At 35.0% G+C, this 16,592-nt stretch carries 15 protein-coding genes and 1 pseudogene; 11 read left to right on the top strand and 5 right to left on the bottom strand.

All coding sequences use genetic code 11. The annotated features are described in order from the left end of the window. Positions 1-199: 199 nt before the first annotated feature. Entirely contained in the window at positions 200-334 is a 135-nt protein-coding gene (locus ACFTQ7_RS08540; protein WP_386828138.1) for a hypothetical protein, read from the bottom strand. 274 nt (positions 335-608) lie between these two features. Here ACFTQ7_RS08540 and ACFTQ7_RS08535 point away from each other — a divergent pair, with 274 nt between their 5' ends. From ACFTQ7_RS08535 to ACFTQ7_RS08520, 4 genes are all read left to right on the top strand, one after another. Further along, positions 609-1,031: an ester cyclase gene (locus ACFTQ7_RS08535; RefSeq protein WP_386828137.1), complete on the top strand. Its 423-nt coding sequence runs from the start codon at positions 609-611 to the stop codon at positions 1,029-1,031. Between the two features lie 67 nt (positions 1,032-1,098). Beyond that, positions 1,099-1,458 carry a hypothetical protein gene (locus tag ACFTQ7_RS08530; protein WP_386828136.1) on the top strand — a complete coding sequence of 120 codons (360 nt, stop codon included), beginning with the start codon at positions 1,099-1,101 and terminating at the stop codon, positions 1,456-1,458. A 240-nt stretch (positions 1,459-1,698) separates the two neighbouring features. Then, positions 1,699-2,151, top strand: coding sequence for a hypothetical protein (locus ACFTQ7_RS08525; RefSeq protein WP_386828135.1), 453 nt, complete (start codon positions 1,699-1,701; stop codon positions 2,149-2,151). 42 nt (positions 2,152-2,193) lie between these two features. Next, positions 2,194-2,511, top strand: coding sequence for a GIY-YIG nuclease family protein (locus ACFTQ7_RS08520; RefSeq protein WP_386828134.1), 318 nt, complete (start codon positions 2,194-2,196; stop codon positions 2,509-2,511). A gap of 84 nt (positions 2,512-2,595) precedes the next feature. On the opposite strand, the gene ACFTQ7_RS08515 is transcribed toward ACFTQ7_RS08520, so the two are convergent. Next, complete coding sequence (locus ACFTQ7_RS08515; protein WP_386828133.1) at positions 2,596-2,835, bottom strand: hypothetical protein; 240 nt, start codon at positions 2,833-2,835, stop codon at positions 2,596-2,598. Positions 2,836-3,029: 194 nt separating this feature from the next. Between ACFTQ7_RS08515 and ACFTQ7_RS24880 the strand changes: the two genes are divergently transcribed. Continuing rightward, positions 3,030-3,173 (top strand): YhjD family protein, encoded by a 144-nt coding sequence (locus ACFTQ7_RS24880; RefSeq protein WP_483869434.1) that lies wholly within the window; start codon positions 3,030-3,032, stop codon positions 3,171-3,173. Positions 3,174-3,578: 405 nt separating this feature from the next. Beyond that, positions 3,579-5,039 (top strand): IS1182 family transposase, encoded by a 1,461-nt coding sequence (locus tag ACFTQ7_RS08510; RefSeq protein ID WP_386828132.1) that lies wholly within the window; start codon positions 3,579-3,581, stop codon positions 5,037-5,039. A 110-nt stretch (positions 5,040-5,149) separates the two neighbouring features. On the opposite strand, the pseudogene ACFTQ7_RS08505 reads toward ACFTQ7_RS08510, so the two are convergent. Continuing rightward, positions 5,150-6,705 (bottom strand): annotated as a pseudogene (locus ACFTQ7_RS08505) (IS3 family transposase); the annotation flags it as partial. 73 nt (positions 6,706-6,778) lie between these two features. Then, entirely contained in the window at positions 6,779-7,798 is a 1,020-nt protein-coding gene (locus ACFTQ7_RS08500; RefSeq protein ID WP_386828131.1) for an S-layer homology domain-containing protein, read from the bottom strand. Positions 7,799-8,252: 454 nt separating this feature from the next. Between ACFTQ7_RS08500 and ACFTQ7_RS08495 the strand changes: the two genes are divergently transcribed. Both ACFTQ7_RS08495 and ACFTQ7_RS08490 read left to right on the top strand, forming a co-directional pair. After that, positions 8,253-8,777 (top strand): hypothetical protein, encoded by a 525-nt coding sequence (locus ACFTQ7_RS08495; protein ID WP_386828130.1) that lies wholly within the window; start codon positions 8,253-8,255, stop codon positions 8,775-8,777. Positions 8,778-8,976: 199 nt separating this feature from the next. Beyond that, positions 8,977-10,230: an S-layer homology domain-containing protein gene (locus ACFTQ7_RS08490; RefSeq protein WP_386828129.1), complete on the top strand. Its 1,254-nt coding sequence runs from the start codon at positions 8,977-8,979 to the stop codon at positions 10,228-10,230. Positions 10,231-10,400: 170 nt separating this feature from the next. Here the strand turns inward: ACFTQ7_RS08490 and ACFTQ7_RS08485 are convergent, their stop codons facing one another. Then, positions 10,401-10,463 (bottom strand): excalibur calcium-binding domain-containing protein, encoded by a 63-nt coding sequence (locus ACFTQ7_RS08485; RefSeq protein ID WP_386828245.1) that lies wholly within the window; start codon positions 10,461-10,463, stop codon positions 10,401-10,403. Positions 10,464-10,663: 200 nt separating this feature from the next. Between ACFTQ7_RS08485 and ACFTQ7_RS08480 the strand changes: the two genes are divergently transcribed. The 3 genes from ACFTQ7_RS08480 to ACFTQ7_RS08470 all read left to right on the top strand — a co-directional run bounded on the left by ACFTQ7_RS08480 (position 10,664) and on the right by ACFTQ7_RS08470 (position 16,140). Continuing rightward, a complete protein-coding gene (locus ACFTQ7_RS08480; RefSeq protein WP_386828128.1) occupies positions 10,664-11,140 on the top strand; it encodes a hypothetical protein in 477 nt (158 codons plus the stop codon). A gap of 809 nt (positions 11,141-11,949) precedes the next feature. Further along, positions 11,950-14,655 carry an aconitate hydratase AcnA gene (acnA, locus tag ACFTQ7_RS08475; protein WP_386828127.1) on the top strand — a complete coding sequence of 902 codons (2,706 nt, stop codon included), beginning with the start codon at positions 11,950-11,952 and terminating at the stop codon, positions 14,653-14,655. Between the two features lie 39 nt (positions 14,656-14,694). After that, positions 14,695-16,140, top strand: a complete 1,446-nt coding sequence (locus ACFTQ7_RS08470) for a YcdB/YcdC domain-containing protein (RefSeq protein WP_386828126.1) — start codon at positions 14,695-14,697, stop codon at positions 16,138-16,140. The last annotated feature ends 452 nt before the right edge of the window (positions 16,141-16,592 follow it).

Genomic DNA, 16,592 nt, shown 5'->3' with positions numbered 1-16,592 from the left:
ATACAATAAATTGCTTACTACTATTAGAATTTTAAAAGATATTAAAGAATCAGAACAAAATAAGTAGATTAGGTTACCACTTATCAGTAGTAGCTTTTTATTGGAGGTGGTGTTTATATGCTAAAGCTAGATTAAGAAAAAAACCACTAAAAAGTGGTTTTAAATTAGAAATAAATTATTATCTTTATCTATCAATTCCTTAGTATTCGCATATCCATACCGAACCTACCTTATAACAATTGGGACCAGCTGCTGATGCAGAAGAGATTGTAGATACAGACGTTAAGCCTAAAAGTGATACAGCAAAAAGAAGAATGCCTAATTTCTTTTTCAAATAATCACCTCCTTATTACTTATTTATTAAACTAATTGGAAAATTATAACCAAATAAAATATAAATGTGCTTTTATAGAGCTAATAAAACAAGTTAACATCCTTCGTGGTGTTTTTAGTTTGCTTTGAAAACTGCATCAAACAGCCAGAACACTTTGATATGGTTTTGAGAGTAGAATTTGCAGAAAATTGTTCCTATTTGTTTCCTATAGGATTATTATTAAGCGAAGGAGATATAGTTATCCTTGTCAAAATGTATATAGTGGAGGGTTCAAATGACACCAGAGCAAATTGTTAAAAAATTTTTTGAAGAAGTACGTTCAGGGAAAAATCCAGATTACGCTACTAAACTAATGGCAGACCGAGTATTGGCACACCAAGTTATTTCTGAAGAGGAATCAACAGTTTTAAGAACTCCCACCGATTATGCAGACCATGTAAAAGAAATGGTAGCAGCATATGGTGATTTTTCATTAGAAATCCAAGAATTCATGGTACAAGAAAATAAAGTATATGTGCGTTGGAAACAAGTTGGTACGCATGTTGGAGAGGTCGATGGATATAAGCCGACAAGTCTTCCGGTTATTGAAATCGCAAGCGCGGTATATAGAATTGAAGATGAAAAAATAGCAGAATATTGGATTCAAATTGATCGGGCTGGAATTGAAAACCAACTCAATCGTAACAAAATTAGTTAACATCCTTCGGGGTGTTTTTATTACTTTTAGTCCCCTAGCTTATGATTGTGAGTGAGGTGATGCTAAATTGAGCAAAGTACTTTTTGATGGAATAGACGAAATTCCAAACGAAATCGTTATCGAAAAAATGAAATATTTCATTAATGAAGCAAAAGTTGGAAAGGAACTATTTCAGTCAGATAAAAAAGAAAGTCTATTGCTAGCAAAAAGACTTAGGAAAGAGTTGGAACAAGAATATAAAAATAATAGTCTAGATCGAACAAGGAAACGTTATAAAAATCATAAGTTATTTTCGGCGTTTTACACACCAGCAGTTCAAGATGCTTATGTTAAAATAACTGGACCGCTAAGTTACGAAAAGCTGTACGGTTTTCTTTATGATGTTGAGGATTATATGAATTATCATTTGCCTTGCGAGTATAAGTAAGTAGCTGTTCTGTGTTGACTAATGATTTCTTAAGGTGCTCGATTTTGAGCGTCTTTTTTATTTTACAAAGCAACTAGCATAATGGGGTGATTACAAAACAAACAAATGTTGGAGGTGATGGTGTATGAGATATAGTTAACAGGAATGTAACTAAAAGCAAAGGGCACAAAAATTGGTGTATTTTCAATAAAGCTCTTGTAATTTGCTATAATTAAATTAATACATAAAGGGAGAGAATTTATGTTTGATGTATTGGAACCAATTCTAATCGAAAGTGGACTTGCAAGTATGTTTGAATTAAGAAAAAGAGATGACAAAACTTCAGAATCCATTCCTTGGGTAGCATACCGTGTAAAAACAAATTTCTATAAAATCAGAGCGTTTGAATTATGGGATAATGAACCAAGTCGCTATTTTAGAATTTATCATGCAACGGATATTAATGAAAACTTAAAGACTACGCTAATGTCATTACCAGGAGTGGTGAAAAATAAAAACTATTATATTGATTATCGAACAACAGATTACGTTGAATTAGGGACGAGTATTACTGAAATATTGGCTTCTAAAGAAATAATTCAAGAAAGTAAAGCTACAAGTAGGCTTGCACATACATCTAAATTTGAAGGGTTAGAATTACCAGATGTAGATGTTTCCCAGGATGATGTACTAGGACAAGTATTTTCATGGTGAGAGATTATTGCTATATGGGAAGATAATACAGAAGAAAACAAGTTGAAACAAGTTTTGAATCAAAATGGAATCTATATTCAACGCTCTGAAGATGGAAAAAGTCGATATATCGGTAGCGCTTACGGTTCGGGGGGCATTATTAGTAGATGGATGACTCATTTAGAGTTTCTGGGTAATGCTAATGATGATAAAATGCAATTTACAAACAAAACAACTAAAGCGGCAGTACGTGACTTTATTAAACAAGCAGTAGATAAAGGGCTGATTGAGAAGTTATGGTTAGATAAATTTGATAATGGAACTATGACAAATGGTGATTATGAAGGTTTAAAACTCATCATTGCACAACGTAGTAACTAAAATGTAAAGACCAAGATAGCTTAATTGCCGTCTTGGTCAATGTTCATTTATTATATCATTACATGTCGTCCAAAATATTAAGAATTAAGAATAATTAAGAATACCCATAATCAAAATAACAAAAAACACTACCCCCACAGTATATCCGATTGCAACAGTAACAATTGGATCTGAATCATTTTTATTTTGTACTTGTTTTTTCGGATATTCCTCGCACTCTTCTTCCTTAATCGTATTACAATATTCACATATTTCAATCTCAGCCCCATCTCTATGTACTTTCTTAAATGGATTAATGGCTAAACAATTAGGGCAATTTCTCAATTATATTCTCCTCGCTGTCTTGACTACTAATTACTATTTTAGGAAATTTATCATGAATTGTATATATAAAATTAGGCAATAGTAACCGAAATCACGCTACTTAAAATTTATTCCTGCAACTTTCACTTGTCAAAAAGCAAAAGTTCGCTCTATAATAATTACGAACAAACGTTCTTAAATTGAGAGCGAGTAGTATGATAAGTTTCGAGCAAAGGCGATTACTTCATAAATATGTGGTTTATGATATGGCTGTTCAATCGTTACAGCGTGATTTCAAAGTGATAGAAAATCTTAAAATGAGTAAGGTCTACTTGCCAATCCTTGAAAGGCTTCTATAGGACATAACACAAGATTATTACAACTCTAAGAGACTGTTAGCCAAAGATAAAATTAGGATAGTGAAATGGGAAAAGATAGACGAATACTTTAGTGATGTACATGTAGCGACAGCAGGGAATGATGTTGTTCTTCGATATGCAAACAAGCAATCAAAACGCAGGTTGAAAATTTATTAATTAGTCATCAAAATAAAGACCAAGCGCTCAATTGAAAAGTGAACTGCACCCCGTCAAGTAGACAGTGGAAATAATAAAAAATGTATTTAGCGGCTTGAGCCCTAAATTCTAAGAGGCCACTGAAAAACTTCATCTGGTTCCACTTAGCGAGGTATTCGACGATTCAATCGTCGAATACCTCGCCTTTTTAATTTATAATTGAGAGACTAAATGCAGGTGGTGTTCCCAATGATTTCAAACCAAGAGACTTTCAACTTAAGTCCATATATGGCCATTTACGATATTGTCGTGCCAAAAGATAATATGCTTCGTCAAATTAACGAACTAGTGGATTTCTCATTCATTTTAGAAGAATTGAAAACAAAATATTGTTTAGACAATGGAAGAAATGCGATTCCTCCGATTCGAATGTTTAAGTACTTATTGTTAAAAGCCATTTTTAATGTATCTGATGTAGACCTTGTCGAACGTTCAAAATATGACATGTCTTTCAAGTATTTTTTAGGTATGGCGCCAGAAGATGACGTGATTGATTCAAGTTCACTCACAAAATTCCGAAGACTTCGTCTTCAAGACGTAAGTTTATTAGATATGCTCATTGGAAAAACAGTTGAAATCGCACTCGAAAAGAACATTATCAAAAGTAAAACAATCATTGTGGACGCAACACATACCAAAGCACATTATAACCAAAAATCACCGAAAGAATTTTTACAAGAAAAATCAAAACATACCCGCAAAGCAGTGTATCAATTTGATAAATCCATGAAAGAAAAATTTCCAAAGAAGAATACTTCTAACGAAGTAAAAGATGAATTAACTTACTGTAAAAGATTGATTGCCATTATTGAAAATAAACCACAAATCGCTCATCTACCAGCTGTAAAGGAAAAATTGAACGTGTTAAAAGAAGCTGTAGAAGATACGCAAGAACATCTAAATTATTCAACAGACACCGATGCACGAGTAGGACATAAAACAGCAGACAGTTCTTTCTTTGGTTATAAAACACATTTAGCAATTAGTGATGAACGTATAATTACAGCAGCAGTCGTTACAACAGGTGAAAAATCAGATGGACATTATCTACAAGAACTGATTGAAAAAAGTAAAGTAACAGGAATGGAAGTTGAAACAGTCATCGCTGACACGGCTTATTCAGGGAAAAACAATTTACTTTATACAAAAGAACAAAGCATTCAACGGATTTCTAAGTTAAATCCAATGATTACTCAAAATGGGCGAGGAAACGGAAAAGGATTTGACTTTAATAAAGATGCAGGTTTATTTGTATGTCCAGCAGGACATTTAGCAAATAGAAAAAGTAAAAAACCAGATTCACACCCAGGAGCAAGTGCAAGAATGGTTTATTTTTTTGACATTGAAAAATGTAAGGTCTGTCCACTCCGAGAAGGATGTTTTAAAGAAGGTGCAAAAACTAAGACCTATTCTGTTGCCATTAAATCAGAAGAACATTTAGACCAACAAGCTTTTCAAGAAACAGAAGAATTTAAACGCTTAGCTCGAGAACGTTATAAAATCGAAGCAAAAAATAGTGAGTTAAAAAATAAACACGGGTACGATCAAGCATCGGCTGCGGGTTCATTTGGCATGCAAATTCAGGGAGCAACGACGATATTCGCTGTCAATCTAAAAAGAATCTTAAAGCTTCTGAATGGAAAAGGGTAATAAATTGGTGAAAAAATTAGGGCGTTTCCTGTTCAAAATTGAACAAGAAGCGCCCTATCTTTCTCTAAAACGAATTTATTTATAAAAAACGCAAGTTTTTCAGTGCCCTCAAATTCTAAAGGACTCAAGCCGTTTAATCGTTTCTGATAGCGATAATGATTATAAAAACGAATATAGTCATCAATCGCTTGTTTTAACTCTCCATATGAATCGTACTTATGTAAATAATACTTCTCACACTTCAGTGCGCCCCAAAATGATTCAATTGGTCCGTTATCAATACATCGACCAACACGCGACATACTTTGCGTCATATTAGCCGTGTCCAGGATTCGCTTAAATTCCTTCGATGTATATTGAAAACCTCGATCACTATGTATTAAAGGCTGCTCGCCTGATTGTAATGATTCAATTGCTGATTTTATTGTTTTGAAAACAAGGGGATTATTATTCGAATGATCCAACACATAGCTCACAATTGAACCATCATATAAATCGATAATTGCACTTAAATAAGCTTTTTTCCCGTTTCCATACTTAAACTCTGTGACATCTGTACACCATTTTTCATTTGGCTTTTCCGAATTAAATGCTCGATTTAATACGTTCTCCGCCACATGATGTGCTGGGGATTTACGATAAGGCTTGCGTTTTCTACGAATAACAGACTTCAATCCACTAATCTGCATTAAACGATAAATACGCTTTTCGTTAACCATCGCTTGATTATTTTCTTTTCGCTGACGATTGATTGCCAACGTTGTACGACGATAACCGTAAATACCATCTACTTGTTGGTAAAGGAGATGAATGTCCTTTAAAATTGCTTCATTTTCAACTTCTCTGTTAGAAGGCTTGCGACTTAACCACTTATAATAAGCGGCACGCGAAACACCAGCGATTTCACATAGTAAAAGAATCGAAAGTTCTTCCTCTTTATGTAATTCTTGAATCGCTAAATAGCGTTGCTGTAGACGAATTTGGCTTAGCGACGCCTCCTTTCGATTTCCTCTAACTTTTTTAAAAATAGATTTTCTGCACGTAAACGTTCATTTTCACGTTCAATACGTTGAATCTCTAATTTTAATTTCTCCTCAACGGTTAATTCGACTTCATCTTTTGTGCGACCACGGCGATCATGTAATCCCTCTTCACCGTTCGTTTCAAATTTCTTCGTCCATTGATATACCTGTTGATACGAAACACCATAGGTGTGCGCTACCAACTGATAATTTTTCTGGTTCTTCAAACAGTAGTAGACTATTTCAACACGTTCCTCAAAAGTTGTCTTTCTTCCTTCTGTCATAGCTTGACTCATTCCTTTACCTGAATCTTTTAATTCACTATGACTAGTATACTTTTTTACCCACCTTTTTAAAACAGAGGTACTGCTAATCTCATATTTCGCTAACACCTCCATCTGTGAATAATTCCGTTGAATGTAGTCTTCTACAGCCGCTAATTTTAACTCTTTTGAATAGAATTTACATGAAGTAGCTTCTTGTAATCCTTCACGTCCACCTGCCTCATATTTCATTTTCCATCTATGAAAAGTTTGATGATCTAATGAAAACCTTTCACACAATTCATTGATAGAATAGTTACCTTCTTCGAACAATTGAAGGATATGTAGTTTTAACTCGAGTGGGTGTTTGCTTCGCCCCATAAAAAATACTCCCCTTAGATAAACAGATTTTACTTTTTAACCTGTCTACCTAATAGGGAGCATATCACTTTTTTTATTGTCGTATTTTTACATCTTTAAATGTGAAATGTTTACCGCCAAAACTAAAAGTTAAAGTAACAGTGTCTCCTTCGACTGTGGATGGCTTAAAGTACTGAATGTTTGTTACTGTACCATCTAAAAAATTTATTACTGCAGGTGCATCCTTAGAGCCGTATTTTTCTTTCATTTTATAATTAAACTCAAAATCATATGCATCTTTGTCATTTATTTTTGTTGAAGTATCATATATTCCGCCGCCATAAACACCGTTATTAGTATAATGAACAATAACCCTTAAAAATTCCGAGGTTAAATAAACATCTTCAACTCTGATTCCCAAATCCCCTTTAAAATCAAAAGGAGAATCTAAATAATCCCAAAGGCGTTCTTCGGAGATTGTTATTTTTTGTTCAGTTGTTGTTTCTGACGTGTTATTCTCTTGTTCAACCTGGTATTTAATTGTCCTTGCTAAAAAAGCTGAAATGTGAGCACGTGATAAGTTGGCCTCTGGTTTAAAAGTGCCGTCATCATATCCTGTTGTTATGCCTGCAGCAGCTAGTTGTTTAACTGCTTCATAGGCATAATGTTCTTCTGGAACATCCATAAAAAATTTATTTCCTTTAGGTAGGTCAAATGCTCGAGCGATGAACGCTGCCATTTGACCACGGGTTACTTTTGCTGTTGGTTTAAAAGTATTATCACCATATCCATTAATAATTCCTGCCTCAACAGCTGATTGTATATATCCGCTGTTTTTATTAGATTTAAGTACATCACTAAATTTTGTAGTGCGTTGTGCACCGTCAAGCCCTGTAGCTTTAGCTATCATAACTGCTACTTCTTCCCGGGTAACAATATCTGATATTCCATATTTACTGCTCTTGTCAATAACACCCATATCTAATAAGTAATTGATATCATCATAATTCGGGTGTGATGGAGGCACATCGCTAAATGTTGCTGCCAACGAAGTGCTAGGTAAAACTAGAAAGCATGTAATAATAGGAATCAGTAGTAAGTATATCTTCTTCATTTCAAACTCCTCCCTCTATATTTCCATTCTAGGGAATTTGGAGGGGGAAGTACAGACAAAAAAAGACAATTGTACTGGTTGTCTTAATAATTGGTTAGAGGAAAGAGATAATGTTTTTAAACAATATTTATTCCCGCACTTGCATTACCTATAATATCAATTATTTGATTAGAAAATTCTGACGAAATATAAAATACCATTAATAAACGATCACCTGCAGAGGGGGAACAAAGACTAAAAACCACAATAATTGATATTAAACCTAATCAGAGTAATTGAATCTAATACCGTTTTATAACTGGCTTAATGAACATGACGATCGTACACAAATAAATAACAGACCAATTTTAGAAACTTGACCAGAATCACAAATGGAATAGTTAACCAAATAGATATGGTGTATTGTATTAATAATTTAAAGTAGTAAAAGTAGGAAGAAAGGAATAGATATTATTTGATTTATAAGGAAATTCAAGATTTACTTAATGATCTCAATTCATTTGCCAAACATATAGCAAGTGTTAGATTATCAAATTTATCATTTGATGTATATGAGTTTAGAGATGAAAATGTAATGCAGGTAGATTTAATATTTGCAGAAAAAAGTCAATTTGAAAATATTCAAGAGGCATTTTCTGCAATATTTAAAAAAGAATTGTTCGATGGAGAGGAATGGGATATCAATGATGAACCAAATCCTTCTGATGAACAATGGCTAACAGCGTTAGAAGATGGCTGGATTAATGATTATTATCCCCCAAAATATGTTTGTATTGAGTTAGTAAACAAAGATGAGTTTATATGTAGATTTAAAAATGAATTAGCATATCTTAATGTAACAGAATCAATTGTTAAAGAACTTTTAACTAGATTGAATCACATTGAAACTATTCAAATAAAAAAGGGTTATACATATGATTACATATTTGGACAATCTGAAAGTCATTACTTTTTGTTTGAATGGGGAATATATGATTAGTATGTTGATCATTTCGTGATTAGTGGTTTTTTGTTATGTGTTCATATAGTTGTGGAAGACAAAGCATTTTACGCGTTCAAAATATAAGCAGAAAGAAGTGAATGAAAGAAGGTATTTTTTCTTAGGTTTTATTCCTTGTTTAGGTCATATGTGGTAACTTTGGTATGTACATATTATTAAATAAAAGGTGAGGTATGAAATGTTACATAAGAAATCATCTAGAAATAATTTATTGGCTAAAGCTCTAGCTGCAAGTGTTATGACAGCTGCTGTGGTTATTCCAGTTGCAACTGAAAATGTGGAAGCAGCACCAGTTACCAAAACAACGTTTAAAGATGTACCTAAATCACATTGGGCATATGAGTCCATTAAACAAGTAGCTGAAAAGGGACTAGTTACAGGGTATGAAGACGGTACTTATGAACCATCTGCACAAGTTACTCGCGCTGAGTTTGTAACGTTTTTATCAAGAGTATTCGACAGCAGTGAACGAACAACTTCAAATTTTAACGATGTTCCAGGTACACATTGGGCTAATGATGCGATCCAAGAGGGATTAGCATTAGGGTTTATTGAAGTCGGGGATTTCGCTAACAACAAATTTGAGCCAAACAAACCAATGACTCGTGGTGAAATGTCTCGTTGGCTTGCAAATGGTCTAGCACATAATAACGCTGATTATGGCAAAGCGATTGAGGAATTGGCAAATTCAAGCCTTACTTTAATTCCGATCCCTGAATTTTATAAAGGCGGGGTGAACAAAAAGGATTTACCGTATATCGGTGTTGCTTTAGGAACTGGATTACTTTCAGGTTATGAAGATTTCACATTCAAAGCAAACGGCAACACAACTCGTGCCGAGGTAGCAACGATTCTTATTCGCTTTATGGATGCTATGAAGAAATCACCAAAAGATTTCACTGGATTAGAGGAGCTAAGAGAGGTTGCTAAAACAGGTACAAACATCTTGACTTTAACTAAATATGAGCAATCACCTAAAAAATTCGGAGGGTATGAAGATGTACTTGGTAAACAACATACTTATTTGAATGATACAGGTGTAGCAACAATCGAACATGCTATTTTTGTTGATATAACAGGCTCAGCAGCGAAAGGGATCTTTAAAGACATGTTCTTTGACGAGACCTCAGAAGCAATTAGACTAAATAGAAATGCGTATCGGATTTACTACGAATACACTTTAGTGCCAAGTCGTGATGTAAGTTTCTCAAGTGTTAGGAATGGTTCTCATATGCATTATGCTTCAGCAGACTTGGTGGAAAAAACAAAAATTGAACAATTTAATATTCCATCACCAAAAAGCTATGGGAAAAATGATTTTAAAAAGAATGAAAAGTACAGATTTTGGGGTGCGAACGGGGTTATAAATGATGAAAATATTAGTGGTTCAGCGGATGATGGAAGTCGGTTCTATTATGTAGTTCCGAAATAAAAGGAGTTTTTAAATAAAATTTATTTATAAAGACTAATTAATAACATTAAGACCACACCGTGATGGGTGGTCTTAATTGTTATTTATAAAATCAATGTTTTGCAGCATGCTTTTAATCAAACATTATGTTAAACAACAGCAGGTGAGCTACTGGTTATTTTTATTAGAAATTATTTATCACAAGCTATTCCATCGCCATCCCTATCTAGTTTGGATGAATACGCTGGGGTCATTGGTGAATATTTGTGAATCCTGCTACCTTAGCCTCTTTACAACTTCTGATTATATAGAGTTCGACTTTATTTTCTATTTAATTACAACATAATATGCAATATTACAACCATATTAAGTGAAATACTTCCTAATTTGGATATAATATGGTAATCTAGTATTAGCTGGTCAGCCAAACAATATATTAGGAGGTTTTTGAAAAATGAAGAAACTCTATACATTTTCTATTATGACATTACTCTCAATATTTTTATTGTCCACAGGTGCCTCTGCCTCAGAGAATTATATTCAGTGGGAAACAGAACCTAACGATAGCTGGGATACTGGCAGTTTTCTTATGACTTATAACTACAATCAGGCTATAAATAGAGGTTATATCAGTTCAAAAAATGATGTTGATTATTGGAAATTTGAATATGGAAATAATCCTAATGGCTATCAAGTTGCTTTGGAAGTTCCTGGCGGATACAATTATGGAGTAGTAGTAATGGAAAAAATAAATGGAAAATATGTTGAAGTAGCCAGAGACAATGGAGACTTCGGCAAAAATGCTTATGTAAACATTCCTGGCTTAAAAAGTGATAATTCTGTGCCACAATATATAATAGGGATATTCTCGCCATACAACATTATTTATACGCCGGATGAATACTATCAACTTGTGGTTTCTCCTCTTTAATAGTTAGACGAGATCACATGTTTAAATTCGTCAATTCTTCGTTCGGTAAACAGTAAGCCCGAAATATAAAAAATAGCGCAGTATGGACTGAAATGTATTAGGCTGTAAAGTTCGTTACATAAAAATTTCTAAAAGTTTGAGGACACAGAAAGACGATATTCAACAATCGGGCTCGATTGTTGAATAAGCGACGCTGTTCTTCTTCAACTAACGTGTTCTTTAGTTAAATTTCGATTCACTAAATATCAAAACAAAAAGGCAGAATTTATTCTACACGTTTTATAGATTAAATCTGCCTTTTAATTTTAACAGCAATAATCTTTGGGAAAGAAGCTTTATAAAATTTGAAAAATAATGAGTGACTGTTTTTGATTTTCTTGAAACATAAATCCAAAAAATAAAGAATAAAAAATACTAGTTGTTGTAAATTATTTTTTTAAAAATTTCTATTAAAACGTATCTGTCCAGACGATTGTTTTAAATATTCGATTTTATAAGGTGGGGCACCATTTATAAAAAAACTACGTGCGCCCCAGAAAGTGCCCCAGAAAGTGCCCCAGTTAAATACATTTAAATACACTTATATAGAAAGGTATAAAAATCTCCGATTTGTAAAACCTTGATGTTATGCACTCGTGAAAATTAAATACATTTGGATAGAAATCAATGTCATAAGGATTACTTATTGAAAAAGATAATATTAATGTAATTTACTTATGAATATAAATGAGCTATCATGGGTATTGGAGAAAAGATGCTTTAACAATTTATATAGGCCTTTTCAAAAAGATATTTAGGGGGATCCGCAAATGGCACAAGGTAATTTACACAACAGCCGCGCATCATTCGAAGTTAATGGTAAAACTTATAATTACTATGACTTAGCTGCGATTGAAAAAGCTGGCGTTGCAAAAGTTTCAAACCTTCCTTACTCAATCAAAGTATTATTAGAATCAGTTTTACGTCAATATGATGCATATGTTATCAAAGAAGAGCACGTAAACGAATTAGCAAAATGGGGTAACGGCGCAAATCCAGAAGCTGAAGTTCCATTCAAACCTTCTCGCGTAGTATTACAAGACTTCACTGGTGTACCAGTAGTAGTTGACCTTGCTTCTCTACGTTCTGCAATGAAAGAAATGGGTGGCGACCCAAGCAAAATCAACCCTGCTATTCCAGTTGACCTTGTAATTGACCACTCAGTACAAGTTGACAAATACGGTAATGCATCTGCATTAGCAGCAAACATGGACCTAGAATTCGAACGTAACGCTGAGCGTTATAACTTCTTAAAATGGGCTCAAACTGCTTATGATAACTTCCGTGCTGTACCACCAGCAACTGGTATCGTTCACCAAGTAAACTTAGAGTATTTAGCTCCAGTTGTACACGTAAACGAAAATGCTGACGGTACTTTCGAAACATTCCCTGACTCAGTAGTAGGTACTGACTCACATACAACAATGATCAACGGTATCGGCGTTCTTGGATGGGGCGTTGGTGGTATCGAAGCTGAAGCAGGTATGCTTGGTCAACCTTCATACTTCCCAATTCCAGAAGTTATCGGTGTTAAATTAGTTGGCGATCTTCCAAACGGAACTACTGCTACTGACTTAGCATTAAAAGTAACTCAAGTATTACGTCAACGTGGCGTAGTTGGTAAATTCGTTGAGTTCTTCGGACCTGGCGTAACTAAATTACCACTAGCTGACCGTGCGACAATCTCTAACATGGCTCCTGAATATGGTGCTACATGTGGTTTCTTCGCAATTGACGAAGAGTCATTAAACTACATGCGTTTAACAGGTCGTGACGAAGAGCACATCGCGGTTGTAGAATCTTACTTAAAGTCTAACCACATGTTCTTCGATCCAACTTTAGAGCCAGTTTACACTGACGTATTAGAAGTAAACTTAGCTGAAATCGAACCAAACCTTTCTGGTCCAAAACGTCCACAAGACTTAATTCCACTATCTCAAATGCGTTCTCGTTACAAAGAAGCAGTAGTGGCACCACAAGGTACACAAGGTTTCGGTTTAACTGAAGATGAATTCGCAAAATCTTCTGTAGCTAAATTTGCTGAAGGTGATGTAGAAATCCCAACAGGTGCTGTAGCAATCGCTGCAATCACTTCTTGTACAAATACATCTAACCCATACGTATTAATCGCTGCGGGCTTAGTTGCGAAAAAAGCTGTAGAAAAAGGCCTAACAGTGCCTAAATGGGTGAAAACTTCTTTAGCACCAGGTTCTAAAGTAGTAACTGGTTACCTTGAAGATTCAGGTTTACAAACATACCTTGACCAAATCGGTTTCAACACTGTAGGTTACGGTTGTACAACATGTATCGGTAACTCAGGTCCATTACTTCCTGAAATCGAAGACGCTATCAAAGAGAACGACCTATTCGTAACTTCAGTTCTTTCTGGTAACCGTAACTTCGAAGGCCGTGTACACCCACTTGTAAAAGCTAACTACTTAGCTTCACCACCACTTGTTGTTGCTTATGCACTTGCTGGTACTGTGGATGTTGACCTACAAAAAGATTCATTCGGTAAAGACAAAGATGGCAACGAAGTATTCTTCGCTGATATCTGGCCTACAACTGAAGAAGTTAACGCTGTATTAGGTACTGTAGTTAACCGTGAATTATTCCAAAAAGAATACGAAACTGTATTCACAGCTAACGAAAAATGGAATGCAATTGAAACATCAACTGAGTCTCTATACACATTTGATGACAAATCAACTTACATCCAAAACCCACCATTCTTCCAAGGTCTTGCAAAAGAGCCAGAAGCTATTAAAGGCTTAGAAGGCTTACGCGTTATGGCTAAGTTTGGTGACTCAATTACAACTGACCATATTTCTCCAGCTGGTGCAATCGGTAAAGAAACACCTGCAGGTAAATATTTAATTGAAAACGGTGTTGCAATCCGTGACTTCAACTCATACGGTTCTCGTCGTGGTAACCACGAAGTTATGATGCGTGGTACATTTGCAAACATCCGTATCCGTAACCAAGTTGCTCCTGGTACAGAAGGTGGTTTCACTACTTACTGGCCAACAGGTGAAGTAGAGTACATCTATGACGCATGTATGAAATACCAAGCGCAAGGTACTGGCTTAGTAGTACTTGCTGGTAACGACTACGGTATGGGTTCTTCTCGTGACTGGGCTGCTAAAGGTACTAACTTACTTGGTATCAAAACAGTTATCGCACAATCTTACGAGCGTATCCACCGTTCTAACCTAGTAATGATGGGTGTTCTTCCACTTCAATTCATGCCAGGTGAATCAGCTGATACTTTAGGCTTATCTGGTAAAGAAGAAATCTCTGTTAACATTACTGACAACGTAAAACCACGTGAAATCTTAACAGTAACTGCTAAATCTGAAGACGGTTCAGTTAAAACTTTCCAAGCTTTAGCTCGTTTCGACTCAGAAGTAGAAGTAGACTACTACCGTCACGGTGGTATCCTACAAATGGTTCTTCGCGCAAAAGCTGCTCAATAATCATTTAAATAAAAAACCGATCTCTTAGGAGGTCGGTTTTTGTCTATACATAAAAAAACTTGTATGGGAGGCATTGGTTTGCAAAAAGATGAACTGAAAAGACGTGCTTTATCCATTGTTCTGTTACCGAGTCACTATGAACTAATCATAGAAGAGTATTCTGAAGACGGAAGAGTGATGTTTTCATGGGCGAATGAACAACAGGATGAAAGTATGACTGTTGAGTTAGATTGCACTGGTCACCTCGTATATTTATCTATTGAAGCTAATGATACTGTTCCTGAAGCTGTTACTTTACCTATTGAAGAAAAAAGAAGAAGTGCGGAACAATTTTTACTCAGTCATTATCCAGAAGCTTTAAAAGACTTAACACTTTCTCAAAAGAAAAAACTGTCGCGTGTAGAACGCTTTTCTTTTGAACAGTTTGTTATGGATGTACCATTAGCACAAGCTGGTTGTTTTATTGATGTTGATGCATTGGGCAATATTGTTAAATTTAGATACAACGGTGTGAAGACGAGTCCTGAAATCCCTTTAAAGCTAGTTTCGAAAGAAAATCTGATGGAATATGTACGTAATGCGTTGTCGTTACAACTAGTGATTACAAAATTATCTCGCGATGTTTACAATGTTAAGAAAGAAGGACTTCATCTCGTGTATGAGGTACTTTCATTTTTAAATTTTAAAGCAGATGTATTAGAACCAACTTTAAAGATCATTCATGATGAAAATGAGCCTGAAAGATATGTTGCTCTTCCTCCTTTGCCAACTAGCTTAATGGCCAATGAAGTGACGAATGAAGCAATCATAGGGATTACAGATGACCTGGAGCTTATTCGAGAAGTGAATATAGGACCAAAGCTAGGAATGGTATGGCGTAAGCAGAATTGGGAGATGCAAGAAAAAGATTTATCGGTGAACAGCTTTTTTAAAATGCAGTCAGAAGATACCGTAAAAGCTTTTATTGCAAAAAATACTGGTAAAATACAAAGTTTTGGATGGTTGCATAAACGCCTAGGAAATCTACAGCTTAATCAAGAAGCATGTTATGAAAAAGCAATAGACTTTTTACAAAAAGTAATTCCTGACTACTATCCTTATCTCCAACGATTAATTCGAGGAGATGAAGAAGAGGATGAAAGAGAATCAAACTCATTTATATTCCATGCCCATAATCAAGGATTACCTATTGCGGATATGGTGATCGTCGTTGTTAATCGTACAACTGGTCTGATTGATTATTATAGTGGACCGAATTTTGATTTGGATGAACTTCGCCAAATGCCTACAGTACCAGCTATATCTTTGGAAAAAGCGTATCGTCGATTTCTAGAAAATATCGATTTTCAATTGGTTTGGGACAAAAATGACGAAAACGAAATTGAGTCTTATCAACTTATCTATCAAGCGTATGATCGACAAACTAAGTTACCTATCCGGTATATTGACGCGACTACTGGCGAAATTATTGTCAGTAATGTTTAGTGAATTGTTTTTTTATATGGATGCAAAGCGACAGTACGGAAGTCTCCAATCACAATAGGTGGTGAAATGAATGCGGATTAAAGTTATTGTTCGCATCCGTAACGCTAGTCAGTTGCACTTGGTACAAAACCGATTTCCTGGGAAGTCGGTTTTTTTATCTACTTCTTTCAAAATGAAAGGGTCGGATTAGAAATTAATCGAAATCGTGGATAGAAACGTTAAAGTCGTGGATAGAACTGCCGAAATCGTGGATAGAATCGTTAAAGTCGTGGATAGAGCTGTCGAAATGATGGATAGAAACGTCAAAGTGACGGATAGAATTGTCAGGGCGACGGAAAGAACCTTCAAAACGAGAGATTGCTCCGATTGAATGAAGAATAACCCCTATGAACTGCCGGATATCTAACCAAAATGAAGTATATAACCCAAAAGTTGCGACTCTAACCATCGAA

Origin of the sequence: Lysinibacillus sp. NPDC056959, from assembly GCF_042674095.1 — a bacterium.
Taxonomy (GTDB): Bacteria; Bacillota; Bacilli; order Bacillales_A; family Planococcaceae; genus Lysinibacillus; species Lysinibacillus zambalensis.
Note: the sequence above shows the minus strand (reverse complement) of the source record. Positions and strands in the feature narration are given on the sequence as shown.